At 70.5% G+C, this 25,243-nt stretch carries 20 protein-coding genes; 12 read left to right on the top strand and 8 right to left on the bottom strand.

The window, feature by feature from the left end; genetic code table 11:
- Window positions 1-102: 102 nt before the first annotated feature.
- Window positions 103-1,761 carry a thiamine pyrophosphate-binding protein gene (locus G4Z16_RS07735; protein ID WP_197350024.1) on the bottom strand — a complete coding sequence of 553 codons (1,659 nt, stop codon included), beginning with the start codon at window positions 1,759-1,761 and terminating at the stop codon, window positions 103-105.
- Window positions 1,762-1,916: 155 nt separating this feature from the next.
- Complete coding sequence (locus G4Z16_RS07730) at window positions 1,917-3,458, bottom strand: sodium:solute symporter family protein (RefSeq protein ID WP_197350023.1); 1,542 nt, start codon at window positions 3,456-3,458, stop codon at window positions 1,917-1,919.
- A gap of 243 nt (window positions 3,459-3,701) precedes the next feature.
- On the opposite strand from G4Z16_RS07730, the gene G4Z16_RS07725 reads away from it, so the two are divergent.
- Window positions 3,702-5,252, top strand: a complete 1,551-nt coding sequence (locus G4Z16_RS07725; protein ID WP_197350022.1) for a PucR family transcriptional regulator — start codon at window positions 3,702-3,704, stop codon at window positions 5,250-5,252.
- Between the two features lie 43 nt (window positions 5,253-5,295).
- Here the strand turns inward: G4Z16_RS07725 and G4Z16_RS07720 are convergent, their stop codons facing one another.
- A complete protein-coding gene (locus G4Z16_RS07720; RefSeq protein ID WP_197350021.1) occupies window positions 5,296-6,675 on the bottom strand; it encodes an aspartate aminotransferase family protein in 1,380 nt (459 codons plus the stop codon).
- Complete coding sequence (locus G4Z16_RS07715; RefSeq protein ID WP_028435438.1) at window positions 6,660-7,148, bottom strand: Lrp/AsnC family transcriptional regulator; 489 nt, start codon at window positions 7,146-7,148, stop codon at window positions 6,660-6,662. The genes G4Z16_RS07720 and G4Z16_RS07715 overlap by 16 nt, the downstream gene beginning before the upstream one ends.
- A 171-nt stretch (window positions 7,149-7,319) precedes the next feature.
- On the opposite strand from G4Z16_RS07715, the gene G4Z16_RS07710 reads away from it, so the two are divergent.
- Window positions 7,320-8,753 carry a gamma-aminobutyraldehyde dehydrogenase gene (locus tag G4Z16_RS07710; RefSeq protein ID WP_197350020.1) on the top strand — a complete coding sequence of 478 codons (1,434 nt, stop codon included), beginning with the start codon at window positions 7,320-7,322 and terminating at the stop codon, window positions 8,751-8,753.
- Between the two features lie 42 nt (window positions 8,754-8,795).
- Here G4Z16_RS07710 and G4Z16_RS07705 read toward each other — a convergent pair whose 3' ends face one another.
- Window positions 8,796-9,056 (bottom strand): hypothetical protein, encoded by a 261-nt coding sequence (locus G4Z16_RS07705; RefSeq protein WP_197350019.1) that lies wholly within the window; start codon window positions 9,054-9,056, stop codon window positions 8,796-8,798.
- Between the two features lie 364 nt (window positions 9,057-9,420).
- On the opposite strand from G4Z16_RS07705, the gene G4Z16_RS07700 reads away from it, so the two are divergent.
- Window positions 9,421-9,792, top strand: a complete 372-nt coding sequence (locus tag G4Z16_RS07700) for a zinc-ribbon domain-containing protein (protein WP_197350018.1) — start codon at window positions 9,421-9,423, stop codon at window positions 9,790-9,792.
- 100 nt (window positions 9,793-9,892) lie between these two features.
- On the opposite strand, the gene G4Z16_RS07695 is transcribed toward G4Z16_RS07700, so the two are convergent.
- Entirely contained in the window at window positions 9,893-10,921 is a 1,029-nt protein-coding gene (locus tag G4Z16_RS07695; protein ID WP_246530728.1) for an adenosine deaminase, read from the bottom strand.
- A 196-nt stretch (window positions 10,922-11,117) separates the two neighbouring features.
- Here G4Z16_RS07695 and G4Z16_RS07690 point away from each other — a divergent pair, with 196 nt between their 5' ends.
- From G4Z16_RS07690 to G4Z16_RS07655, 8 genes are all read left to right on the top strand, one after another.
- A complete protein-coding gene (locus tag G4Z16_RS07690) occupies window positions 11,118-11,822 on the top strand; it encodes a DUF4190 domain-containing protein (RefSeq protein WP_197350014.1) in 705 nt (234 codons plus the stop codon).
- Between the two features lie 102 nt (window positions 11,823-11,924).
- Window positions 11,925-13,439 (top strand): gamma-aminobutyraldehyde dehydrogenase, encoded by a 1,515-nt coding sequence (locus G4Z16_RS07685; protein WP_197350012.1) that lies wholly within the window; start codon window positions 11,925-11,927, stop codon window positions 13,437-13,439.
- A 71-nt stretch (window positions 13,440-13,510) separates the two neighbouring features.
- The gene (locus G4Z16_RS07680) at window positions 13,511-14,764 is read left to right on the top strand and encodes an ABC transporter substrate-binding protein (protein ID WP_197350010.1); all 1,254 of its coding nucleotides are present in this window, start codon (window positions 13,511-13,513) and stop codon (window positions 14,762-14,764) included.
- Between the two features lie 12 nt (window positions 14,765-14,776).
- Window positions 14,777-15,913, top strand: a complete 1,137-nt coding sequence (locus G4Z16_RS07675) for an ABC transporter ATP-binding protein (protein WP_197350008.1) — start codon at window positions 14,777-14,779, stop codon at window positions 15,911-15,913.
- A complete protein-coding gene (locus G4Z16_RS07670; RefSeq protein WP_197350007.1) occupies window positions 15,910-16,878 on the top strand; it encodes an ABC transporter permease in 969 nt (322 codons plus the stop codon). Before G4Z16_RS07675 ends, G4Z16_RS07670 begins: the two co-directional genes overlap by 4 nt.
- On the top strand, window positions 16,878-17,768 hold the full coding sequence (locus G4Z16_RS07665) for an ABC transporter permease (protein WP_197350005.1): 891 nt from the start codon (window positions 16,878-16,880) through the stop codon (window positions 17,766-17,768). Before G4Z16_RS07670 ends, G4Z16_RS07665 begins: the two co-directional genes overlap by 1 nt.
- Window positions 17,769-17,854: 86 nt before the next feature.
- Window positions 17,855-19,222: an NAD(P)/FAD-dependent oxidoreductase gene (locus G4Z16_RS07660; protein WP_246531237.1), complete on the top strand. Its 1,368-nt coding sequence runs from the start codon at window positions 17,855-17,857 to the stop codon at window positions 19,220-19,222.
- 240 nt (window positions 19,223-19,462) lie between these two features.
- Complete coding sequence (locus G4Z16_RS07655) at window positions 19,463-20,170, top strand: C39 family peptidase (RefSeq protein WP_197350001.1); 708 nt, start codon at window positions 19,463-19,465, stop codon at window positions 20,168-20,170.
- A 154-nt stretch (window positions 20,171-20,324) separates the two neighbouring features.
- On the opposite strand, the gene G4Z16_RS07650 is transcribed toward G4Z16_RS07655, so the two are convergent.
- On the bottom strand, window positions 20,325-20,921 hold the full coding sequence (locus G4Z16_RS07650) for a phosphatase PAP2 family protein (protein ID WP_246530727.1): 597 nt from the start codon (window positions 20,919-20,921) through the stop codon (window positions 20,325-20,327).
- A gap of 323 nt (window positions 20,922-21,244) precedes the next feature.
- Window positions 21,245-22,594, bottom strand: a complete 1,350-nt coding sequence (gene gabT / locus G4Z16_RS07645; protein ID WP_197354234.1) for a 4-aminobutyrate--2-oxoglutarate transaminase — start codon at window positions 22,592-22,594, stop codon at window positions 21,245-21,247.
- A gap of 294 nt (window positions 22,595-22,888) precedes the next feature.
- On the opposite strand from gabT, the gene G4Z16_RS07640 reads away from it, so the two are divergent.
- Entirely contained in the window at window positions 22,889-25,204 is a 2,316-nt protein-coding gene (locus G4Z16_RS07640; RefSeq protein ID WP_197349999.1) for a type IV secretory system conjugative DNA transfer family protein, read from the top strand.
- Window positions 25,205-25,243: the final 39 nt, after the last annotated feature.

Raw genomic sequence — 25,243 nt, 5'->3', positions numbered from 1 at the left:
TCCATCCGGCGTCATCCGCCGGGGCGCGGCGCAGATTCCACCGAACGGGCCTCGCAGATGGCCCTTCTTCTTCCGGTGCTCCGGCAGGGTGCGCGGCAGCGGTCAGAGCTCGTCGGTGAGGTGGGTGGGGGCGAACATGCGCAGTTCGGCGGGGAGGAGGACGACCGACGGTCCGGGGGCGGCGAGCGCGGCCGACAGGTTCTCGCGCAGGGACTCGGGGGAGCTGCGCACCGCCGGTACGCCGAACGACTCCGCCAGCGCCACGAAGTCGGGCCGGGCGAGTTCGGTGCCGGTGGTCTCGCCGAAGGCCTCCGTCATGTAGCTGCGGAGGATTCCGTAGCCGCCGTCGTCGACGATGAGCCAGGTGACCGGCAGGTCGTACTGGCGCGCCGTGGCGAGTTCGGCGATGGAGTACATCGCTCCGCCGTCACCGGAGACGGCGAGGACGGGGGTGCGCCGCTCGGGGTCGGCCGCGGCGGCTCCGAGCGCTGCGGGGAAGCCGTATCCGAGGCCGCCGGCCCCCTGAGCGGAGTGCATGGCTCCTTCGCGGGGGTCGAACGCGGACCACGCCCAGTAGGCGAGGATCGTCATGTCCCAGAAGCTGGGTGAGGTGTCGGGCAGCGCTTCGCGGACCGCGCCGAGGACCTGCTGTTCGAGGTCGAGGCCCTGGGAGGCGATCCGGGCGCGCACGCGGTCCAGCAGCGCGGCCACCTCGCGTTCCGCCTGGCCCGTGGGCCGGGGGGCGACGGCCGCGGCGAGTGCGTCGAGGGCCTCCCGTGCGTCGGCGTGTATGCCGAGGGCGGGGTGATTGGCCTCCAGTTTGCCGACGTCCGCCTCGATGTGGATGACGCGGCCGCGGGGGGCGAACGTGTGGTAGTTGGACGAGAGTTCGCCGAGGCCCGACCCGATGACGAGCAGCACGTCGGAGTCGGCCAGGAACTCGGTGGTGTGCCGGTCCTCCAGCCAGGAGCCGAGAGAGAGCCGGTGCTCATAGGGGAAGGCGCCCTTTCCGCCGAAGGTCGTGGCGACCGGGGCGTCCAACTGTTCGGCGAGGCTGAGCAGTTGTGCCTGAGCTCCGGCCCGTACGACGCCGCCGCCCGCGAGCACGGCCGGCCGTTCCGCCGCGTTGAGCAACGCGGCCGCGCGGGCGGTCAGTTCGGGACGGGCGGGCAGGGGGCGGGGGCTCGCCGGTCCGTCCGGCGCGGCGAGCGACTCGGGGGGCGGCACATCCGTGGGCGCGAGGAGGACGTCCTGCGGTATCTCGACCCAGGTGGGACCGCACGGTGCCTCCGCCGCGTCGGCCCACGCCGCGGCGAGCGCTGAGGGGATCTGCGAGACCGCCCGCACGGTGTGGACGGACTTCACGACGTCGCGGAACGAGGCCTTCTGGTCGCGGAGTTCGTGCAGATATCCCTTGCGGCCGCCGCCGAGACCGGCCGTGGGCACCTGGCTGCTGATGCCGAGCACGGGCGCGGACGCCGCCGCGGACTCCTGGAGCGCGGCCAGCGACATCAGCGCACCCGGGCCGGTGGATATCAGCAGCGGGGTGACGGTGCCGGTCAGGCGTGCGTACGCGTCGGCGGCGAAACCCGCGTTGTTCTCCACCCGCAGTCCGACGTACGACAGTTGGGAGCGGCGTACGGCATCGAAGACCCCCAGCGCGTGCTGGCCGGGCAGTCCGAAGACGGTGCGGGCACCGAGCGCGGTGAGGGATTCGGTGACGAGATCGCTGCCTGTACGGGCTGCCGGTGCGGATGCCATGCGGGGGGTCGCGCCTTTCGTGGTCGGGGACATGGGATGCGGTGTTCGGGCGTGCGGTGTTCGGACGTGCGGTGTTCGGACGTGCGGGGCCGGGCGCACCTGGCCGGCACGTCCGGGTGCGCCCGCGGCGCCGGGGCGTCGCGGGCGCTGCGCGGTCAGACCCCGGCGGGGGCGTCGGCGCCGGGCTTCTCGCCCTCGTGTGGCGCCTGGCCCGCCAGCCGTGCACGCCATTCGGCCAGCACCGCGGGGTCGGTCGGCTTGCCGGCCAGGCTCACCCCGATGTGGGTGACCAGGGAGGCCAGAAGCCCGTAGTAGATGGCCTCGGGGGCAAGTACCCCCTTCCAGGCCATCATGGCGATGACGGTCGCGCCGCCCACGGCCACGGCCGCAAGGGCACCGTTCGCCGTGCCGCGCTTCCAGACCAGGCCACCCAGGATCGGCACCAGGAGCCCGCCGACCAGCAGGTTGTACGCCACGGTCAGGGCCTCGACGACGTCGTTGAGCGCGATGGATATCACCACGACGGCCAGGCCCATGATCAGGATGAACACGCGGTTGCCGCGCACCTCGTCGTGGGGCGCGCCCTCGGCCTCGTCCTCCGCCGGGCCGCCGGAGTCAGAGGCGTCGGAGGCGTCGGAGGGAGCTGCGGCGGCGCCCGGCTTGGGTGTCACGCGGCGCAGACGCTTCCAGATGTCGTTGTTGGCGACGGTCGCGCAGGCTATGAGCGCGCCCGAGGAGGTCGACATGACAGCCGAGAGCGCGGCCGCAAGCACCAGGCCCTTCACACCGATCGGAAGCGCGTCGCCGACGATGGTGGCGAAGGCCGCGTCGGGGCTGTCGAGCTTGGGGTAGAGCGCCTTGGTGGCGGTGCCGATGACGGCGCCCGCGATCGCGTAGACGAGGCAGTAGACACCGGCGACCGAACCGCCGCTGCGGGCGACGGTGTCGCTGCGCGCGGTGAAGACGCGCTGCCAGATGTCCTGCCCGATCAGCATTCCGAACGAGTAGATCAGCACGTACGTGAACACCGTCTGGACGCCGATGTTCATGGGCGAGAAGTAGTCGTCGGGCAGCTGCTCCTGCATGCCGTCGATGCCGCCCGCCTTCCAGACGGCGATGGGCAGGAGGAGCAGCAGCACACCGACCGACTTGACGACGAACTGCGCCATGTCCGTCAGGGTGATCGACCACATGCCGCCGAGCGTCGAGTACGCGATGACGATGCCGCCGCCCAGCATGATCGCCAGCGTGCGGTCGAGGCCGAAGATGACGTCGAAGATGGTCGCGTAGGCGATCGTCGAGGTGACGGCGAGCATCAGCGTGTACGCCCACATCACCGCCCCCGAGATCACCGAGGACGAGCCGCCGTAGCGCAGGTCGAGCATCTGGCTGACGGTGTAGACCTTCAGCCGGGAGATGCGGGCGGAGAAGAAGATGCTCAGGGCCAGCAGCCCGAACCCGATCGCGAACACCAGCCAGGCGCCCGAGAGTCCGTACTGGTAACCCAGGCCGACTCCGCCGATGGTCGAGGCGCCGCCGAGCACGATGGCGGCCATCGTGCCGGAGTACATGGTCGGGCCGAGCCGTCGGCCCGCGACGAGGAAGTCGCTCTTGGACTTGGCGCGGCGCATGCCCCACCAGCCGACAGCGAGCATGCCCACGAGATAGATGATGATCACTGCGTAGTCGACAGCCATGGGGCGCTCCTCGGGCCGAGCGGGGGAGGGGGAGTCGAGGGGAGAGGGGAGAGGGGAGAGGGGAGGGGAAGCGGGGTGGGGACGGGGTGTGCGAAACGTTCGACCGGGAGCCTAGGTGTCGTCAAGGGAGCCAGGAAGTGTACGTTTCCTCCATCGAGGCGGCTTCGGCTGTAGGAATCGTCCATGGCGGCCCGTGGTAGTTGACCGTCCGGGCCCCGTGACCGCGTACGAGAGGTGGTGGCCGTGCAGGAACTCGTGCCGCCCACCGTTCCCGTGCCGCTGTCCGTGCTGACGGACGACGCGGAGCTCGGCCTGCGGCAGGTCGCGGGCCCGGACGGCCGGGAGACGTCCGTGTACTCGGTGCACACCAGCGAGATGGCGGACCCGCTGCCGTATCTGCTCGGCGGGGAGCTGCTGCTGAGCGCGGGTGTGCACTGCGAGCCGGGCCCTGACCAGGGCGCGCACTGGGAGCGCTACGCGCAGCGGTCCGTCGAGGCCGGTGCGGCGGCGCTCGGATTCGGCATCGCCCCTGTGCACGACGAGGTGCCCGCGGAACTCAAGGACGCGTGCGACCGCCACGGCCTTCCGCTGGTCGAGGTGCCACGGGACACCCCCTTCACCGCGGTCGCGCGGTCGGTCTGGCAGGCGATCACGCAGCGCCGGCACCAGGCGCTGCGGAGGCTGAGCGAGTCGCAGCAGACGCTCGCCGCGGCGGCGGCCGGGCCGCATCCCGTACCGGCGGTGCTCGGGCAGCTGGCCCAGCGCCTCGACGCCTGGGCGGTGCTGCTGTCACCGGACGGAGGTGAACTCGCATCGGCGGGAACGGCGCCGCCGGACGACGCGCGTGCCGAACTCGCTTCGCTCACCGGGCTGTTGCGCCCCGGGCCCTCATCGGCGGCGGGCACGGCCGGTGAACTCCACCTGAGCGTCTACGGGCTGGGCGGCGTGGGCCGGCGCAAGCCTCTCGCCCTCGGCCTGTGCGCACCGCACAGGGACGGCATCGACGGCGCGATCGCGACGGTTGCCGTCGTCCTGCTCACGCTGCTCACGGAGCGGCGCGCCGCGGCGGCGGGCGAGCAGCGTTCCGCCGCGCTCGTACGGCTGATGCTCGGCGCTTCCGCCGAGGAGGCGGCACCGCTGCTGGGCGGCGGTGCTCAGCGCTGGGCCGTGGTGCACGGCCGTCGCCGTCGCGGACACGGTACGGGCGCGCGCGGCGACGGCCCGACGGGGACCTGGCACGAGGAGGATCCGTTCAGCACGACGGCACTCGCGGCCGGACTGGGCACCACACTCATCGACGTCGACGGAGGTGAACTGCGGGCCCTCGTGCCGGTGGGCGACGGCGGCGCGGACGGGGAGGGGTCCTTGTCCGTGGACCCCCAGCAGGGCTGGACGCTCGGCGTGAGCCGCCCCGTGCCCGCCGACGGCCTCGACCGCGGCGAGAGGGAGGCCCGGCGCGCGCTGCGGCGAGCACTGGCGGAAAGGCGCCCGCTCGTGCGCGAAGCAGCCGACGGCGAGGGGGAACTCGCGGACGTGGCATCGCTGGTGTCGCCCGACGAGGGCAGGGCGCTGGCGAAGGCGCGGCTCGCGCCGCTCGACGGGCGCCCCGATCTCGTGGAGACGCTGCGCATGTGGCTGTCGCTGAACGGCAGTTGGGACCGTACGGCGGTGGCGCTGGAGATCCACCGCAACACCGTCCGGCAGCGCATCGCCCGCGTCGGCGCACTGCTCGGCCAGGACCTGGCCGGGCCGGACGTGCGGATGGAACTGTGGTTCGCCCTCAAGTGGCGCTGACCCGCCGGGTGTTGGGGGCACCGGGCGGGTCAGCACGTCTGGTTCAGAGCTTCTTCCACGCCTCCGTCAGGACGGAGCGGAGGATCGTTTCGGCCTCGTCGAAGACGCTCTGGTCGGCGATGAGCGGCGGGGCGAGCTGGACCACCGGGTCTCCCCGGTCGTCGGCGCGGCAGTAGAGCCCGGCGTCGAAGAGGGCCTTGGAGAGGAAGCCGTAGAGGATCCGCTCCGACTCGTCCTCGGTGAACGTCTCCTTGGTGGCCTTGTCCTTGACGAGTTCGATTCCGTAGAAGTACCCGTTGCCGCGCACGTCACCGACGATCGGCAGGTCGAGCAGCTTGCGCAGCGTGCCGAGGAACGCCTCCTCGTTGTCCAGCACATGCTGGTTGAGCCCTTCGCGCTCGAAGATGTCGAGGTTGGCCAGCGCCACCGCCGCGGAGACCGGGTGGCCGCCGAAGGTGTAGCCGTGGAGGAAGGTGTTGTCGCCCTTCCAGAACGGCTCGGCCAGGCGGTCGGAGATGATCGCGGCACCGATGGGCGAGTACCCGGAGGTCATGCCCTTCGCGCAGGTGATGATGTCCGGCACGTAGCCGAACTTGTCGCAGCCGAAGAGGGTGCCAAGGCGTCCGAAGGCGCAGATCACCTCGTCGGAGACGAGCAGCACGTCGTACTCGTCGCAGATCTCGCGGACGCGCCGGAAGTAACCGGGAGGCGGCGGGAAGCAGCCGCCGGCGTTCTGGACGGGCTCGAGGAAGACGGCCGCCACGGTCTCCGGGCCCTCGAAGAGGATCTGCTGCTCGATCTGGTCGGCGGCCCAGCGGCCGAACGCCTCGGGGTCGTCGCCGTGCACGGGCGCCCGGTAGATGTTCGTGTTCGGCACCTTGTACGCGCCCGGCACGAGCGGTTCGTACGGCGCCTTGAGACCGGGGAGTCCGGTGATCGACAGGGCGCCGTGCGGCGTGCCGTGGTAGGCGACGTTGCGGGAGATGACCTTGTACTTGCCGGGGTTCCCGTTGAGCTTGTGGAACTGCTTGGCCAGCTTCCACGCGGTCTCGACGGCCTCTCCGCCCCCCGTGGTGAAGAAGACCTTGTTCAGATCGCCGGGCGCGTGGTGCGCGAGCCGCTCCGCGAGCTCGATCGCCTTGGGATGGGCGTAGGACCAGATCGGGAAGAAACCGAGGTCCTGCGCCTGCTTGTTGGCGGCTTCGGCGAGCTCGGTGCGGCCGTGTCCCGCCTGCACGACGAAGAGTCCGGCGAGGCCGTCGAGGTAGCGCTTGCCGTTGGTGTCGTAGATGTGGGTGCCCTCGCCCCGGACGATCGTCGGGACGGACGCCTTGTCGTACGACGACATGCGGGTGAAGTGCATCCACAGATGGTCGTGGGCGGTCTTGGAGAGATCCTTGCTCACGGTTATCGGGTTCCCCACGTGTAGGTCTGCTTTCGCAGCTTGAGGTAGACGAAACTCTCGGTGGAGCGCACGCCGGGAAGCGAGCGGATCCGCTTGGTGATCATTTCGAGAAGGTGTTCGTCGTCCTGGCAGACGATTTCGGCGAGCAGGTCGAACGAACCGGCCGTGATGACCACGTAGTCGACCTCGTCGATCTCCGCGAGGGCGTCCGCGACGGAATGAAGGTCGCCCTCGACGTTGATGCCCACCATCGCCTGCCGCAGGAAGCCGACGGTCAGGGGATCGGTGACGGCGACGATCTGCATGACACCCTGGTCCTGGAGCTTCTGGACCCGCTGGCGCACGGCGGCTTCAGACAGCCCGACGGCCTTGCCGATGGCGGCGTACGGGCGCCGGCCGTCCTCCTGAAGCTGTTCGATGATCGCCAGCGATACATCGTCAAGCGAACGGATGCCGTTTGTCTTCTTCGCGTCTCGGGCCACGCACGACACTGTGCATGAGACCTCCTCCGAATCGCAACCCATAAGCGATGTAATTCGAAGCAATACATGCCCGCAAGAACAGAATCCGTCGTTGCTGGTGTGGTGGTGTATCGAAAGCGTTGCGCTGCTGGTTAGGGTGGCGGTCTCACCCAATGGACAACGGAGCAGGAGGGGTGCGAAGTGACCACCGAGCTGCGTCGGCTGCGCAACTACATCGACGGGGAGTTCCGGGACGCCGCTGACGGCCGGACCACGGACGTGGTCGACCCGGCCACGGGCGAGGCATACGCCACCGCGCCGCTCTCCGCCGCCGCCGATGTCGATGCCGCGATGGCCGCAGCCGAGAAGGCCTTCCCGGCCTGGCGCGATGCCACTCCGGCCACGAGGCAGAAGGCGATCCTGAAGATCGCGGACGCCCTCGAGGCCCGGGCGGACGAGTTCCTTGCCGTCGAGTGCGAGAACTGCGGCAAGCCGCTGGAGCTGACACGGCAGGAAGAACTGCCCATGATGCTCGACCAGATCCGGTTCTTCGCGGGCGCCGCCCGGATGCTGGAGGGCAAGTCCGCGGGCGAGTACATGGAGGGGCTCACCTCGTATGTGCGGCGCGAGCCCGTCGGTGTCTGCGCGCAGGTCGCGCCCTGGAACTACCCGGCGATGATGGCCGTCTGGAAGTTCGCCCCCGCACTGGCGGCGGGCAACACGGTCGTGCTCAAGCCGTCCGACACCACGCCCGCCTCGGCGGTCTTCATGGCCGAGGTGATGGGCGAGATCCTGCCCAAGGGCGTCTTCAACGTCATCTGCGGCGACCGCGACATCGGGCGTCTCATGGTCGAGCACAAGACGCCCGCGATGGCCTCCATCACCGGGTCCGTTCGCGCGGGCATCGAGGTCGCGGGCAGCGCGGCCAAGGACGTCAAGCGCGTGCACCTGGAGCTGGGCGGCAAGGCGCCGTGTGTCGTCTTCGACGACGCCGACGTACAGGCCGCGGTCGAGGGCATCCGGGACGGCGGTTTCTTCAACGCCGGCCAGGACTGCACCGCCGCCACGCGCGTGCTCGTGCAGGAGGGCGTCTACGAGCAGTTCGTCACCGCGCTGGCCAAGGCCGCGGGCGAGGTGAAGACCGGCGACCTCAGCGACCCGGACTGCTTCTACGGCCCGCTCAACAACCCCACACACCTGGAGAAGGTGAGCGGCTTCATCGACCGGCTCCCCGCGCACGCCAAGGTCGAGTCTGGCGGTGAACGGGTCGGCGACAAGGGCTGGTTCTTCGCCCCGACGGTGGTCTCGGGACTGCGCCAGGACGACGAGATCATCCAGAACGAGGTCTTCGGCCCGGTCATCACGATCCAGAAGTTCACCGACGAGGACCAGGCCGTGGGCTGGGCCAACGACGTCGAGTACGCGCTGGCTTCGTCGGTGTGGACGAAGGACCACGGCCGTGCGATGCGCTTGTCCCGTTCGCTGGACTTCGGCTGCGTGTGGATCAACACGCACATCCCGCTCGTCGCGGAGATGCCGCACGGCGGCTTCAAGAAGTCCGGCTACGGCAAGGACCTCTCGGCCTACGGCCTGGAGGACTACACCCGCGTCAAGCACGTCATGACGGCGCTGTGATCCGCTGAGCAACGGGCCCGGGTGAGACGGGCCGCCGGCTCCTCAGGGCCCCGGGGTGGTGCGAATCCGCCCCGGGGCCCCGCCCGTTGGGGGAGGTCGGTCCTGGGCGAGCGCGTCTGCCGCGGGCCGGACGCCTTCCCTGGGCACTTCGAGGGACCCGGTCAGCTCGCGTCGCCAACCGGGTGCGTCGAACGGGGCGCCCCAGCAGTCGGTGACCACCACCGCCTCGCCGTCGGCGAGTTCGGCGACCGTCACGTTCCGGTGGATGCGGCCGTCGCCGTAGTCGGTGCTCCACTCGACCACGATTCCTCCGTCCCAGCTGTGCCGTCGGCCGGCACCGAGCCGCAGACCCACGAGGTGGGACTCGACCTCCGCGATGCGGGCCCGCCCGTGGACGCCTCACCGCTCTGCGGCCACTGGCGCACCGCGCCCTCCGCCGGCGGAACGCCGAGAATCCGCTCCAGCCGCGTCCTGTATGGCACTTCTGTCATGAATCGACGCTACGTCGTGCCGCCCGCAGGCCGGCGGAAAGCGAGCGCCGCCTGGCAGGTCGGTCCTCCACCCCGCCCGGTTGGGGCCTGCTCGTTACACGGATTGCTTGACGGCCGGTATGCGACGGATGGTTGTCTACGTCGGACACCTGACAACACTCGGAAACGGGGATCGCGTGCTCATCTTCGGTACGTCGACCAAGATGCATCAGCTGGCCATGCTGAATCTGCTGTGCGGCTACTGCGGCAATCCGTCGGCCCATTCGCTGCGCAAGCGGGTCATGAAGTTCTCGCTGTTCTTCATACCGCTGTTCCCGATCGCACCGGCCAAGCACTTTCTGCAGTGCACGTTCTGCGGTGGCGCGAGCGAGGTGACGAAGGAGAACGCGGAGCAGCTTCTGGCGCAGGGCGGTGGCGGCCCGCAGCCCGGGTACGGCGCTCCTCAGCAGGGGCAGCAGGGGCAGCCGCACATCCCGCCGCAGGGAAATCCGTTCGCCGGTCAGCAACCGCAGGGCCAGCAGCCGCCGCAGAACCCGTACCAGTCCTGACGAGGGCACATACGGAACGCATCGGCCGTGTGCCGGAGGGGCAAGGAGCCACAGGCCGCCTGCCCCTCCGGCGTCTTGCGCTCGATGCCGGGGCGCGGCGTCAGTGCCGCGGGTCCCAGTCAGTGAGATAGGCGTCGATCTCGTCGTTCAGCCGGGTCTTGCCGGGCGCGTCCATGAAGGAGGCCGTCACCGCGTTCTTCGCCAGGTCCGCGATGCCCGCCGCGTCGAGGCTCAGCAGCCGGGCCGCGATGGCGTACTCGGAGTTGAGGTCGGTGCTGAACATCGGCGGATCGTCGCTGTTGATCGTCACGAGGACGCCTGCCTCGACCATCTCCCGTACCGGGTGGTCGTCGAGGTCCTCGACCGCGCGGGTCGCGATGTTGGAGGTGGGGCAGACCTCCAGCGGAATCCGGTGTTCGGCCAGGTGCTCCAGAAGCCGCGGGTCCCGTACGGAGCTCGTGCCGTGCCCGATGCGCTCGGCCCGCAGCGAGGTGAGGGCGTCCCAGACCGTCTCCGGTCCCGTCGTCTCGCCCGCGTGCGGCACGCTGTGCAGCCCCGCGGCGATCGCCCGGTCGAAGTGCGGCTTGAACTGCGGGCGGGGAACGCCGATCTCGGGCCCGCCGAGCCCGAAGGAGATCAGGCCCTCGGGGCCCATCTCGGTGGCGATGCGCGTGGTCTCCTCGGCCGCGGGCAGTCCGGCTTCCCCGGGGATGTCGAAGGTCCAGCGCAGCACGACGCCCAGTTCCTTCTCCGCCGCGACGCGGGCGTCCTCGATGGCGTCCAGGAAGGCCTCGGCGGCTATGCCGCGGCTGGTGGAGCTGAACGGGGTGACGGTCAACTCGGCGTAGCGCACCTGCTGGCGTGCCAGGTCGCGGGCGATCTCGAAGGTGAGCAGCCGTACGTCCTCGGCGTCCCGCAGCAGGTCGACGACCGACAGGTAGACCTCGATGAAGTGGGCGAAGTCCGTGAAGGTGAAGAAGTCCCTCAACGCCTCGGGGTCGTGCGGGACGGTGGAGTCGGGGTGCCGGGCGGCCAGTTCGGCGACGATCCGTGGTGAGGCCGAACCGACGTGGTGCACATGCAGCTCGGCCTTGGGCAGCCCGGCGATGAATGCGTTGAGGTCGGACAACTGAGGCCTCCAGTGGGGAAAAGCGAACCGGATCATCGTATGCGGGGAGTTCCGGCGGACGAATAGCATGGCCGCCGGACGAGGAACCCCGGGAGGGGACATGGAAGACCGCACCGGGCAACCGGGGAGGTCCGGCGAGGAACCGCACAATCCGTGGGCGCCCCCTCAGGACGGGGTCGCACCGGGCAGGGGGAGCATGGACCAGAGCGAAGAGGACCGCAGGCGCCGTTCGGTGGCCGAGCAGCCGACGATCACGTCGGGCTCCGGTGGGGCGCCGCCCCCGGTCCCGCCGGCGCCGGGTGCGCCTGGGGGAGTGCCCGGCGGGGGTGCGGGCGCCGGTTACGGGGCTTCGCCGTACGGTTCACCGCCGCCGTACGGGCAGCAGGGTCACCAGCAGTACGGCAAGGGCGGCACCGCGTACGGCTATCCGGCTCCAGGACCGCAGCCCTACGGATACGGAGCGGGGCCCGGTCCCGCGGGCTTCGGCTGGCACGGTCCGCCGCCGTCCAACGGGAAGTCGGTCGCGGCGATGGTGGTCGGCATCATCGGCCTCGTCGCCGTCTCCACCTGCTGGGGGAGCTTCCTCGGGATCATTCTCGGCCCGGTCGCCCTCGGGCTCGGCCTCTCCGCGAAGCGGGCCGTGGACCGGGGTGAGCTGGGCGGGCGCGGCCAGGCGGTGGCGGGCTTCGTGATGGGGATCGTGGGGACGGTCCTGTCCGTGATCTGCGTGGGGTTCCTGCTCGTGGTGGTGGTGTTCTACGGCGAGGAGCTGGAGGACTCCGGCCCCGGCAGCGGCGGGAGCGGTTCCTCGCTCGACGCGAGGGGGAGCGCGGCGGTGCTGGTGCTGTCCGGGGCTGCGGATCGTGATGCCTCAGGCACGCATGGAATGCAGATTCCGTAGCGCAATCAAAAGGTAACGACGGAATCCCTTGTTGAATCGGGATCGTCCTGCCAGGATCGGCGTCCAACAGCAGCTGATGCCCCGCCATGGCAGGAGAGCTCGATGGTCCAGCGCTTCGATGTGTCCTCACGGTTCGCAGCGGGCGCGCAGTTCACCGGCGGACGGCTCGGATCCGGCACCTCGGGACGGACGCACACCGTCCTCGACCCGGCCACGGGCGAGAGCGTCCTCGGCTACGAACTGGCAGGCCCCGACGACGTCGACGCGGCCGTCGAGGCCGCGGGACGCGCGCTGCCGGAGTGGGCGGGTGCGACGCCGGGCGAGCGCTCGGACGCGATGCACCGCTGGGCCGCCGTACTGCGGGAGCACACCGAGGAGTTCGTGTACGCGGAGTCGCTCCAGTGCGGCAAGCCGCTGAAGCTCTCCGAGGAGTTCGACGTGCCGGGCTCCTTCGACAACGTGTCGTTCTTCGCGGGAGCCGCCAGGCAGCTGCCGGGCGTCGCGGCCGCCGAGTACAGCGGCGACCACACCTCGTACGTGCGCCGCGAACCGCTCGGCGTCATCGGCTCCGTCGCGCCCTGGAACTACCCGCTGCAGATGGCCGCCTGGAAGGTTCTCCCGGCGGTGGCCGCGGGCAACACGATCGTCCTCAAGCCCTCCGAGCTGACGCCGCTCACCTCGCTGATGTTCGCCGAGGCGGCCCGCGAGGCCGGCATCCCGGACGGCGTGGTCAACATCGTCTCCGGCGCCGGTCCCGACGCGGGCGAGACGCTGGTGGGACACCCTTCCGTCGCCATGACCTCCTTCACCGGGTCGACCGCCGTCGGCAAGCGCGTGGCCGAGATCGCGACCGGCAGCGTCAAGCGGCTCCACCTGGAGCTGGGCGGCAAGGCGCCGTTCGTCGTCTTCGACGACGCCGACCTGACGGCCGCCGTGCACGGCGCGGTGGCCGGTGCCCTGATCAACTCCGGTCAGGACTGCACCGCCGCGACCCGTGCCTACGTGCAGCGGCCGCTCTACGACGAGTTCGTCAGCGGCGTCGCCGACCTGATGCGGGAAGTGCGGGTGGGTGACCCCTTCGCGCCCGGCACCGATCTCGGTCCCCTCGTCTCCTTCGCACACCGCGACCGCGTGGCCGGGTTCGTGGAGCGGGCCCGCGGTTACGCGACCGTCGTCACCGGCGGCGAGGCACCGGGAGGCGAGCTGGCGAAGGGCGCCTACTATCTGCCGACCCTGATCACGGACGCTCCGCAGGACAGCGAGATCGTCCAGCAGGAGGTCTTCGGGCCGGTGCTGACCGTCCTGCCCTTCGACGCGGACGACCAGGGCATCGCCCTGGCCAACGACACCCCGTACGGGCTGGCCGCCTCCGCGTGGAGCCGCGACGTCTTCCGTACGGGCAGCGCGGCACGCCAGATCCGGGCGGGCTGCGTCTGGATCAACGACCACATCCCGATCATCAGCGAGATGCCGCACGGGGGCTACAAGGCCTCCGGTTACGGCAAGGACATGTCCGCGTACTCCTTCGAGGAGTACACACAGGTCAAGCACGTCATGCAGGACACCACCGCACAGCCCCGCAAGGACTGGCACCGCACGGTCTTCGGCGACCGCTGAACCGCCGGCCCGCCGCCTGCTCACACCCACCCGAACTCCCTTCCCCTCCATCAACCGGAAGGCAGCCACCGATGGACCTGGACCCGCAGCTGTACGAAGGCTTGCCCGACCCCGTGCGCAAGGCCTGGGAACGGAGCCTGACCAGTGGACGCGCGGCCATGAGCCGCCGCCGGCTGCTGCGCCTCGGCTCCCTGGCCATGGGCGGTGCGGCGCTCGCCGCCTGCGGCATACCGCCCGCCGAGGGCAGCCGCGGCGGCAACGACCCCGAGGACACCCCCGACCACTCCAAGAAGGAACGCGTCCTCAACTTCGCCAACTGGCCGCTGTACATAGACGTCGACGACAAGAACAAGAAGAAGCGCCCCACGCTGGACCGCTTCGAGCGGCAGCACGGCATCAAGGTCAAGTACGTCGAGGACATCAACGACAACAACGAGTTCTACGGCAAGATCAAGCCCCAGCTCGCTGCCGGCCAGGACACAGGCCGCGACCTGGTCTGCCTCACTGATTGGATGGCCGGGCGCCTGATCCGCCAGGGCTGGGCGCAGCGTCTGGACCCCGCCCGTATGCCCAACGCGGTGGCCAACGTGGAGGACCGCTTCCGTACGGCCGCGCAGGACCCGGGACGGCAGTACAGCTACCCGTGGGCGGGCATCGCCTGCGTCGTCGCGTACAACAAGAAGGCCACGGGTGGGAAGAAGGTCACCAGCGTCAGCCAGCTTCTGGAGGACGAGTCGCTCAAGGGCAAGGTGTCCATGCTCACCGAGATGACCGACACCGTCGGGATGACGATGCTGGACCTCGGCATCGATCCGGAGAAGTTCGACGGCGACGACTTCGACAGGGCCATCGCCCGGATACAGAAGGCCGTGGACCGTAAGCAGTTGCGACGCTTCAGCGGCAACGACTACATCGACGAGCTGAGTTCGGGCGACATCGCCGCATGTCTGGCCTGGGCGGGCGACGTCGTGCAGCTGAAGCTCGACAACCCGGACATCGAGTTCGCCATCCCGGAGAGCGGCTACCGCTTCGCTACGGACGACCTGCTCGTACCCGCCAAGGCACGGCACCGGGCGAACGCCGAGGAGTTGATCAACTACTACTACGACCCCAAGGTGGCCGCAGAACTGACCGCCTGGGTCAATTACATCTGCCCGGTCTCCGGAGCCAAGGCCGAGATGGAGAAGATCGACAAGGACCTCGCAGAGGACCCGCTGATCTTCCCCGATGCCAAGACCGCAGCGCGCGGCAAGGCCTTCCGGCCGATGTCCGACAAGGAACAGGCCCGCTACGAGAACAAGTTCGCCAAACTCATCGGCGCCTAGGGGGCATCGGCCATGACGATCACGCTCACCGGAATCAGCAAGGTCTTCGGCGACTTCACCGCCGTACATCCCCTGGACCTGACCATCCCTGAAGGCTCCTTCTTCGCGCTGCTCGGCGCTTCCGGCTGCGGCAAGACCACGACCCTGCGCATGATCGCCGGGCTCGAGGAGCCGACGGGCGGCAGCATCCGGCTCGGCGAGGAGGACATCACCGGGCTGCCGCCGCACAAGCGCCCCGTGAACACCGTCTTCCAGAACTACGCCCTCTTCCCGCACCTCGACGTGGCGGAGAACGTCGCGTTCGGACTGCGCCGCCGCGGCATCAAGTCCGTGCGCAAGCAGGTCGAGGAGATGCTGGAACTCGTCGAGCTGGGCCAGCTGGCCAAGCGCAAGCCGCGTCAGCTCTCCGGCGGGCAGCAGCAACGCGTCGCTCTCGCACGTGCGTTGATCAACCGGCCGCAGGTGCTGCTGCTGGACGAGCCGCTCGGCGCGCTCGACCTCAAGCTGCGCCGGCAGATGCAGCTGGAGCTCAAGCGCATCCAGACGGAGGTCGGCATCACCTTCGTCCACGTCACGCACGACCAGGAGGAGGCCATGACGATGGCCGACACCGTGGCCGTCATGAACGGGGGACGCGTCGAGCAACTCGGCCCGCCCGACGAGCTCTACGAGCGGCCCCGCTCCACGTTCGTCGCCAACTTCCTGGGCACCTCCAACCTCATCGAGGCGGAGATCACCGAGGCCAAGGGCGAGGACCTGGTGCTGAAGGCCGTCGCCTCCGACGACGTGATGCGGCTGCCCGTGGACCGGTGCGCAGTCGACGACCCGCAGGCGGGCGGCAAGGTGCTGGTGGGCGTACGTCCCGAGAAGATCTCGCTCACACACGCCGAGGACGCCGGCGCCGGGGGCAACAGCACGGACAACCGGCTCACCGGGCGCATACGCGACGCCGGCTACCTCGGCGTCTCCCTCCAGTACGTCATCGACAGCCCCGTGTGCCCCGAATTCAGCGTCTACGAGCAGAACTTGGAGAGGGACGCGCGTCTGACGCCCGGCGCCGAAGTCGTACTGAGCTGGCGTCCCGCACACACCTTCGCGCTGGACGCCGCACAGGACGCCGACGCCGGCACGGTGGAGGAGGCGCTGTGACGACGACCCTTCCGGCGTCCGCGGGCGCCTCACCGCCGCCCGGGCCCGCCGGACCGGCGGACTCCTCCGGGCCGTCCGACGGCGCGGGCACATCCGCCCGCTCCCGGCGCCGCCTCACGCCGTACTGGCTGCTGCTTCCGGCAGGGCTGTGGCTCGCCGTCTTCTTCGTCGCGCCGTTCTTCTACCAGGCGTCGACGTCCGTGCAGAGCGGCAGCCTGGAGGAAGGCTTCCGCGTCACCTGGGACTTCACCAACTACACCGACGCGCTGGCGACCTACGCGCCGCACTTCCTGCGCTCGTTCCTCTACGCCGCCACGGCGACCCTGCTGTGCCTGCTCATCGGCTATCCGCTCGCGTACATGATCGCGTTCCGTGCGGGGCGGTGGCGCGGGCTGCTGCTGGTGATGGTCATCGCGCCCTTCTTCACCAGCTTCCTCATCCGCACACTCGCCTGGAAGACGATCCTCTCGGACGCCGGGCCGGTCGTGAGCGTGCTGAAGTCGGTACACATCCTGGACGTCACCAGCCAGTTGGGCCTGACCGGGGACGACAGGCTCCTGGCGACGCCGCTCGCGGTGGTGTGCGGACTGACGTACAACTTCCTGCCGTTCATGATCCTCCCGCTCTACAGCTCCCTGGAGCGGATCGATCTCTCGCTGCACGAGGCGGCGCGGGACCTGTACGCGAAGCCGGCGACGGTCTTCCGCAAGGTGACCTTCCCGCTGTCCCTTCCCGGAGTTGTGGCGGGAACGCTGCTGACCTTCATCCCCGCCTCGGGCGACTACATCAACGCCCAGCTGCTGGGCTCGCCGAACACGCAGATGGTCGGCAACGCCATCCAGAAGCAGTTCCTCAATGTCCTCGACTACCCGGCGGCAGCCGCCATGTCGTTCATCCTCATGGCGATCATCCTGATCGTGGTGAGTGTCTATATGCGCAAGGCCGGAACGGAGGAACTGGTGTGATGGCCACCGGAACGCACATCGACAACTCCTCCCGGACCAAGGGTGGTTCAGCGGGTGGTTCACCGGCTCCCGCCGGGGGCTCCCCGGCGCTCGCGCCGCTGCGCCGGCTGCGCCGCCACGCCGTCGTCCTCGCCGGAGCGGCATCACTGCTGTATCTGCTGCTGCCGAACGTGGTGGTGATGCTCTTCTCCTTCAACAAGCCGGCGGGACGCTTCAACTACGACTGGCGCGCCTTCTCCACGGACGCCTGGACCGACCCGTGCGGCGTCGCCGACATGTGCGGATCCCTCGGGCTGAGCCTCCAGATCGCCGTGCTGTCCACGCTGGTGGCCACCGCGTTCGGCACGTTCGCCGCATTCGCCCTCGCCCGCTACCGCTTCCGCGGCAAGGGCACCGGCAATGCGCTGATCTTCCTGCCGATGGCGATGCCCGAGGTCGTCATGGGTGCCTCGCTCGGCACGCTCTTCCTCAACACCCGGGTCGCCTTCGGCTTCGTCACGATCCTCATCGCCCACATCATGTTCTGCCTGAGCTTCGTGGTCGTCGCCGTGAAGGCGCGCGTGATGAGCATGGATCCGCGCCTGGAGGAGGCGGCGCGCGACCTGTACGCGGGGCCGGTACAGACGTTCCTGCGGGTCACGCTGCCGCTGGCCGCGCCGGGCATCGCGGCGGGGGCGATGCTCAGCTTCGCGCTCTCCTTCGACGACTTCATCATCACCCAGTTCAACGCCGGTCCCTCGACCGTCACTTTCCCGATGTTCGTCTGGGGCGCGGCGCAGCGCGGCGTCCCCGTGCAGGTGAACGTCATCGGCACGGCCATGTTCCTGATCGCGGTGGCGATCGTCCTCGGCGGGCAGATCGCCGCCGGCCGGCGCAGGAGGCAGGCGTGAGCGCACCGCCCGACAGATCCCGCTCCGGGTCGGCAGACGGCGAGCGGGAGGCCGAAGCCGCCCGGGCGCTCGCGGGCGCGCGGCCCGTGCCCTTCTGGCTGGACGACCCGGAGCGCCGTCCCGCTGCGCTGCCCTCCCTGGCCGGGGAGACCCGGTGCGACCTGGCCGTCGTCGGCGGCGGATACAGCGGCCTGTGGACGGCGCTCATCGCGAAGGAGCGCGACCCGTCCCGCGACGTGGTCCTGCTGGAGGGCAAGGAGACCGGGTGGGCCGCGTCCGGACGCAACGGCGGGTTCTGCGACGCCTCCCTCACCCACGGATTCGCCAACGGTCTCGCCCGGTGGCCCGACGAGATCGAGAAGCTGGAGCGCCTCGGGCTCGCCAACCTCGACGCCATCGAGGGAGCCGTACGGCGCCACGGCATCGACTGCGACTTCGAACGCACCGGCGAGATCGAACTGGCCACCCAGCCGCACCAGGTGGCCGAGCTCCGGGAAGCCGCGGCTCAGGCGCGCCGGCACGGGTTCGCCGACCGCGTGACCTTCCTCGACGGCGCAGCGGTACGCGAGCAGGTCGACTCGCCGTCCTTCCTTGCCGGACTGTGGTTCCGCCAGAGCGTGGCTATGCTCAACCCGGCGAAGCTCGCGTGGGGACTCAAGCGGGCATGTGTGGAGGCGGGCGTACGCATCTACGAGTACACGCCGGTGCGCGGACTGAGCGCCGACGACGACGCGGTGACCATGGGCACCCCCTACGGCCGCGTCCGCACCCAGCAGGTCGCCCTCGCCACCAACGCCTTTCCCTCGCTGCTGCGGAGGCTGCGCCCCTACATCGTTCCCGTCTACGACTACGCGCTGATGACCGAGCCGCTGGACGAGCGGCAGCGGGCAGAGATCGGCTGGGAGGGCCGGCAGGGACTCGCGGACAGCGCCAACCACTTCCACTACTTCCGGCTGACCGCCGACGACCGCATCCTGTGGGGCGGTTACGACGTCCTGTACCACTACGGCAGCAGGATCGCCGCCGAGTTCGACCAGCGGCCCGAGACGTTCCGCACGCTGGCGGGCCACTTCTTCGACACCTTCCCGCAGTTGAGGGGTCTGCGCTTCACCCACGCGTGGGGCGGTGTCATCGACACCTGCTCCCGTTTCTCGCCCTTCTTCGGCACGGCGCACCGGGGGCGCGTCGCGTACGCCGCCGGCTACACGGGACTGGGCGTGGGGGCGACGCGCTTCGGGGCAGAGGTGATGCTCGATCTGCTCAGCGGTGATTCGACGGAGCGCACGGCGTTGACGCTGGTGCGCAAGAAGCCGCTGCCGTTCCCGCCGGAGCCGGTTCGCTGGGCCGGGATCGCGCTGACGCAGTGGTCGCTCTCGCGCGCGGACGCCCGGGGAGGCCGCCGCAACCTGTGGCTGAAAGCGATGGACGCGGCGGGGATGGGCTTCGACAGCTGACAGCTGACAGGCAGGTGACGGGTGACAGGTGACAGGTGCCAGATCACCTGTCACCTGGAAGCTGAGGCCTGACAGCTGACGCTGACAGTTGGCTGCCGAGAACCGACGGCAGACCCGCTCAAGCACGGGGCGGGCATGCGTCTTCACTGGTGGCGCCGGTGAAACATGTGTAGACCTCTGCCCCGTGCACCTCCGTGGTGGCATGCTCCCCTCAACCACCCCCCACGGAGGAGAAGTTGAATGCGTCTCAGATCCATGGCAGTGACCGTGGCGCTGACAGCCACGGGAGTGCTGGCGGCCCCCGGACTGGCGATCGCCGACGAGTCCCACGGGGCCGCCGTCTCACGTGTCGCTGCCGAGCCGGGAGCGTCCGCGGCACCCGTCGAGGTGCGCCGCGACGGCTCGCTGCTGCACACGAAGGCGAGCGAGACCAAGGCGTCCAAGACCCTCGAGGTCGAGTACCAGGTCCAGGAGACCGGCTACTGGTGCGGCCCCGCCGCGACCCGCATCGCGCTCTCCGCGCGCATCGCGCCGCCGAGTCAGGCTGATCTGGCGGTGCAGCTGGGGACCACCGAGAACGGCACCGACGACATCAGCCAGGTCACGGGCGTGCTCAACGCCAACCTCGGCAGCAGCGACTACGAGTCGAAGTACATGCCCGACGATCCTCCGTCACAGCAGCAGAAGGACCTGCTGTGGCAGGACATCACGGCAGGGATCGACAGCAACCTGCCGCTCGTCACCAACATCGTCGCGCCGCCCGGCAACCAGCCGCCCGGATACCCGCCGGACCAGACGATCTACCACTACTTCACGGTCATCGGCTACGACGACGCCAACAGCAGCGTGCTCATAGCCGATCCGGCCTCCTTCTCGGGCAACCAGATCTACTGGCTCTCCTTCGACCAGCTCGCGTCCCTGATCCCGCCGAAGGGCTACGCGGCCTGACGCGGAGACGCCACGAAGACCCCGTACGCCGGACCGTCCCTCCCGCGCGGCCGCTTCTCCCCCCCTGCGGCCGCGGTTCTGCGGTCCGGCGTACGGCTCCGCGCCCACCGCGGCGCCGAGGACCCGCCACCGCCCGGTGTCTCGCGACGGTCCCTCAACTCCTCTGCGGAGCACCGCCCTTGCCCGGTCGTTGCCGCCGCAGACCCCGCAGCATGAGCGCCGCCGCCGATGTGAGCACCACCCAGCTCAGGCACCAGCTGGCCACCACGTCCAGCGGCCAGTGGTAGCCACGCCACACCAGGCCCGCACTGCACGCCAGGGTGAGCAGCGCGGCCGCGGCGGGCAGCGGCCAGTACGGAGGCCGCCGGACCGTCAGCGAGAAGAGCAGAGCCGCACCGCCGAAGGCGACGGCCGCCGTGGCGGTGTGGCCCGACGGGTAGTAGTTGGTGCCGCCGGGCGGTCCCGGCCTGCCGAGCCACAACTTCACGACGGTGACGGCGAGGGCGGTGAAGGCCAGCGCCAGCGCCAGGCACAACGGCGGCAGCCAGCGGCGCGCACCTCCCGTCACCAGGGCGTACGTCATCGCCGCGACGAGCACCGGGACGGCCACCACGAGGTTGCCCAGATCCGCGCAGGCCTCGGCCACGGCGTCGGGAGGTGAGGTGCGCTGGAGCGCGTTCCCCAGCCACATGTCGGCTCCGACGAGCGGACCGCCGACGGCGACCTGCCAGGTGACCAGGGCGAAGAGCACGCAGCAGAGCGCGCAGAGGGTGAGGTGAAAGACCGACCGCCCCGGAACAGGGGGGAAAGTTCCGGAGCGGCCGTAGCGACCGGCATTCCGCAAGCCCCGGGGGGTGTGGAGCCGACGGTCCCCCGATCGGTGAGGAGCGTGCGCCAGGGCACGACCGAACCTGTCTTGGGGAGAGCCAGGCTCGGGCCGGGAGTCCGGAGTGGAGTTCCGAAGTACCCGAATACTGGAACCGTACGGCAGGTCAGCGGGGCCGGACAGCCGGATTACGGACCGGCCATCGGCCTCGCACAGATTCTTCACGCCGTACGGATTCCAGGGTCTGCTCACAGGTCGGCCAGGGCGCCTTCCAGCACGTCCAGGCCCTCGTCGAGCAGATCCTCACCGATCACCATCGGGGGCAGGAAACGCATCACGTTGCCGTACGTGCCGGTGGTCAGCACCAGCAGTCCGTTCTCGTGGCACGCCTTGGCGAGAGCCGCCGTGACCTGCGGGTCCGGCTCCTTGCCGCCGGGCTTGACCAGCTCGATGGCGAGCATGGCGCCGCGCCCGCGGACGTCGCCGATGACGTCGTACTGCTCGGCCAGCTTCCGCAGCCGCGGCTTCATGATCTCCTCGATGCGCTTGGCCCTGGCCGGCAGGTCCATCTCCCGCATCGTCTCGATGGAGCCGAGCGCCGCGGCGCAGGCCACCGGGTTCCCGCCGTAGGTGCCGCCCAGGCCGCCGACGTGAGGCGCGTCCATGATCTCGGCGCGGCCGGTGACGGCGGCCAGCGGCATGCCGCCGGCGATGCCCTTCGCGGTGGTGATCAGGTCCGGGACGATGCCCTCGTCCTCGCAGGCGAACCACTGGCCCGTGCGGCAGAAGCCGGACTGGATCTCGTCCGCGACGAAGACGATCCCGTTCTCCTTCGCGAACTGCGCGAGGCGCGGCAGGAACCCCTTCGCCGGCTCGATGAAGCCGCCCTCGCCGAGCAGCGGCTCGATCAGGATCGCGGCGACGTTCTCCGCGCCGACCTGCTTGTTGATCTGGTCGATCGCCTGGGCCGCGGCCTCCTCGGCGCAGTTGTCCGGGCCGGTCAGCCAGCGGAACGGGTAGGCGACGGGCACCCTGTACACCTCGGGCGCGAACGGGCCGAAGCTGTGCTTGTACGGCATGTTCTTCGAGGTCAGCGCCATCGTCAGGTTCGTGCGGCCGTGGTAGCCGTGGTCGAAGACGACGACGGCCTGACGCTTGGTGTAGGAGCGCGCGACCTTGACGGCGTTCTCCACGGCCTCGGCGCCCGAGTTGAACAGCGCGCTCTTCTTCGCGTGGTCGCCGGGCGTGAGGCGCGCCAGCTCCTCGCAGACCTCCACGTAGGGCTCGTACGGCGTCACCATCACGCAGGTGTGCGTGAACTGGGCGAGCTGCGCGGAGGCGCGTCGCACCACCGCTTCGGCGCTGTTGCCGACACCGGTCACGGCGATGCCGGAACCGAAGTCGATGAAGGAGTTGCCGTCGACGTCCTCGAGGACGCCGCCGCCCGCGCGCTTGGCGAAGACAGGCATCACGGTGCCGATGCCGTCAGCGACAGCGGCCTGCTTGCGAGCCATCAGCTCCTGGGACTTCGGGCCAGGGACGGACGTGACGACACGGCGCTCCTGCGGGAGGGCAGGGCCACCGGACATTTCCGTCATCGTGCTCATAGCGCTCTCTCTCAGGACGAAGGGGTCTGCACGTCCTTCGAAGGCTAGAGGCCTCGCGGAACGCGGGACATGCACCGGTGCGGAGAAGTCCCCGTGTCGTGTTGGCCGTCACGGCTATAGGCACATGAGCTGCCCTGCCGGGCCGCGTCCACCGCACCGGGACCCCGGTGGGCCGACCTGCGTGGGTCAACTCCCTCCTCCGGCGGCTAGATTGGAACCGGGAGCAGGGACGAGGGCGCCGTGACGAGGCGGGGACGACCGGCCGGGCAAGGGTAGAGGCAGTACATGGACATGGACTCTCCGCACCAGGGGCAGGGTGCGGACAGCGCACACGGTTCGCAGACCGACCCCGGCACGGGACTGCCCCGCCAGGGGAGCGGGCAGGACCGGCGGGCGGCCGGCCCACCGCCCACGGAACAGGCGCCCCCGCGGCCCAGGAGCCGCCCCCGGACGCACGGCCAGGAGCCGCGGGCCGCCGCGCCGCCGAAGCCCGCGCACGCACCCGGCCCCGGCGCCCGGCTCGCCGACTGGCTGCGGGTCCCGCGCCCCGAGGCCGAGCCCGGCATCTGGCGGTACGGCTACCGGCCTCTCCCGCCCCAGGACCGCGACCGCACTCCGACGCGGCAGCTGCTGGGCGGCGCCCTGGTCTCCTTCCTCATCGCCTGGCTCGTCTGGTCGCTGCTCTACAACGGCTACCTGGGCGACTACTGGCTCTGGCCGATGCTCGCCCTGACGCCCGAGTCCTGGCGGTCCGCCGGGGGCGAGCAGATGATCTTCGTCTGGCTGACCTACATCTACTACGGCCTCGTCATCGCCGCCCTCGCCGTCGTCTTCGGACGGCTGGGCCACTGGCCGGAGCTCGCCCGCCGGGCGTGGGCACGCCTGTCCGGCGGCAGCGCGGGGGCGGGGCCGGCGGGCAGTGAGCGCCGCGGCGCCACGGATCCCGCATCGCCCGTCCCGGCACCGCCTCCGCAGTCGGATCCCGTCGAGTGGCCGGAGCTGCGGGGCCACGGCGCGGCCCGTGCTGCCGATCTCCTCGCCGCCGAGGTGCGCGACGGCCGCATGAACGACGTCGACCACGCCCGCATCCGCCGCGCCTGGGAGTCCGTGCGGGCGCGGCCCGGACGGCTCTCCGCGTTCGTCGAGACCGTCGAGGCGAAGGGCGCGGCGGCCTGCGCGCACCCCTCGGGCCGCCGGGACCTGCCGCACGGCCGTGCGGCACGGCACGACCTGAGCGTCGGTCAGGTCCGCATCGGCACCGCCGCCGACAACGAGCGCAACCCGTTCCAGTACCGGGGCGCCGGCATGGCCCTGGAGCCCGCGCTGCTCGGCACCTCGGCGCTGGCCGTCGGGCCCCCCGGGTCCGGGAAGACGACCCGCCTCGCCCGTCCCGTCGCGGAATCGCTCTGCCTCCAGGCGCTCGCCGGTCAGGCAGCCGTCGTCGCCGTGACGGCGAACGGGGACCGGCTGGCGCCCGACGAGGCCTTCGACGTCGTCGTCCGGGTCGGCAACCCCGGCTCGTCGCACGACCTCGACCTCTACGGCGGCACGGACGACCCGGACGAGGCCGCCGGCATGCTCGCGGAAGCCCTCGTCGGGGACCTGACCGATTCCCTTCCCGGCGGTGACAGCCGCCGGGCCGCGACGGCACTGGCGCAGCTCATCGGGCCCTTCCGCGCCGCCCACGGCCGCTTCCCCGCCGTGCCGGAGCTGCGCGAACTGCTGGACGGCTCGACCTCCGCCGTCGACGCCCTGCGTACCGCTCTCGACGAGGCGGACCTGCCCTCGCAGCTGCGCGAACTCGACGCGTACGGACGGCAGTCGGGCCGCCCCGGCGACGCGCCGGCGCTGCTCGCGGAACGCATCGCGCTGCTGGACAGGCCCGCCTTCTCCGGCTTCTTCGTGCCCGAGGGCGCGGACGGACCGGCCGGCGCCGCCGGGGGCGAAGGGGCCGGAGCGTCCCCGAGGCCGTTCTCGCTGCGCGCCCTCGAGAAGCCGCTGCGTGTGCGCATCGACCTTCCCGAGCGGGGCCACGCGGAGGCGTCGCGCATCCTCGCGCGGCTCGTCCTCGCCCAGTTCACCGAGTGCGCGAGCGCACGGGAGGACCAGTCACTCTTCGCGGGTCTCGTCCTCGACGACGCGGCCCAGACCGTCACCCCGCAGTCGCTGCGCGGACTCCAGCGCGTGCGTTCCGCGCACGGCGGCGTCCTGCTGACGCTGCGCGCGCTGGACGAGGTCCCGGCGCATCTGCGCGGCCCGCTGCTGGGCGCGGTGGGCTGCCGCATGGTGTGCGCGGGCGTGACCCCCTGGGACGCCGAGCATTTCGCTGAGGTGTGGGGCACCGAGTGGGTCGAGACCCGCGACGTGACCAACCGCCAGCTCGTCTCCGACGAGCCGCTGACCAAGGTGATGCACGCGGTGCGCAGGCTCGCCACGGGCAGGCATGTCACGGCCGAGTCCGTGACCGTCCGCACGGTGCAGCGCGAACGCTGGTCCGCCTCCGACCTCGCCAACGATCTGCCGCCCGGTCACGCTGTGCTGTCGCTGACCACTGTCCGTGGGGAGCGGACGCCTCCGATCCTCGCGGAGCTGGGGGAATGAGTTCGGGAATGACCGAAATGAGCCGGGCGCCTGTACGGT

It is taken from the genome of Streptomyces bathyalis, assembly GCF_015910445.1.
GTDB classification, from domain to species: Bacteria; Actinomycetota; Actinomycetes; order Streptomycetales; family Streptomycetaceae; genus Streptomyces; species Streptomyces bathyalis.
This window is presented reverse-complemented; position numbering and strand designations above follow the sequence as displayed.

Excerpts from the sequence above, each read along its gene's own strand:
- G4Z16_RS07735 (WP_197350024.1), bottom strand. The coding sequence starts at position 1,761 with ATGGCATCCGCACCGGCAGCCCGTACAGGCAGCGATCTCGTCACCGAA.
- G4Z16_RS07730 (WP_197350023.1), bottom strand. The coding sequence starts at position 3,458 with ATGGCTGTCGACTACGCAGTGATCATCATCTATCTCGTGGGCATGCTC.
- G4Z16_RS07690 (WP_197350014.1), top strand. The coding sequence starts at position 11,118 with ATGGACCAGAGCGAAGAGGACCGCAGGCGCCGTTCGGTGGCCGAGCAG.
- G4Z16_RS07685 (WP_197350012.1), top strand. The coding sequence starts at position 11,925 with ATGGTCCAGCGCTTCGATGTGTCCTCACGGTTCGCAGCGGGCGCGCAG.
- G4Z16_RS07680 (WP_197350010.1), top strand. The coding sequence starts at position 13,511 with ATGGACCTGGACCCGCAGCTGTACGAAGGCTTGCCCGACCCCGTGCGC.
- G4Z16_RS07675 (WP_197350008.1), top strand. The coding sequence starts at position 14,777 with ATGACGATCACGCTCACCGGAATCAGCAAGGTCTTCGGCGACTTCACC.
- G4Z16_RS07665 (WP_197350005.1), top strand. The coding sequence starts at position 16,878 with ATGGCCACCGGAACGCACATCGACAACTCCTCCCGGACCAAGGGTGGT.
- G4Z16_RS07655 (WP_197350001.1), top strand. The coding sequence starts at position 19,463 with ATGCGTCTCAGATCCATGGCAGTGACCGTGGCGCTGACAGCCACGGGA.
- gabT (WP_197354234.1), bottom strand. The coding sequence starts at position 22,594 with ATGACGGAAATGTCCGGTGGCCCTGCCCTCCCGCAGGAGCGCCGTGTC.
- G4Z16_RS07640 (WP_197349999.1), top strand. The coding sequence starts at position 22,889 with ATGGACATGGACTCTCCGCACCAGGGGCAGGGTGCGGACAGCGCACAC.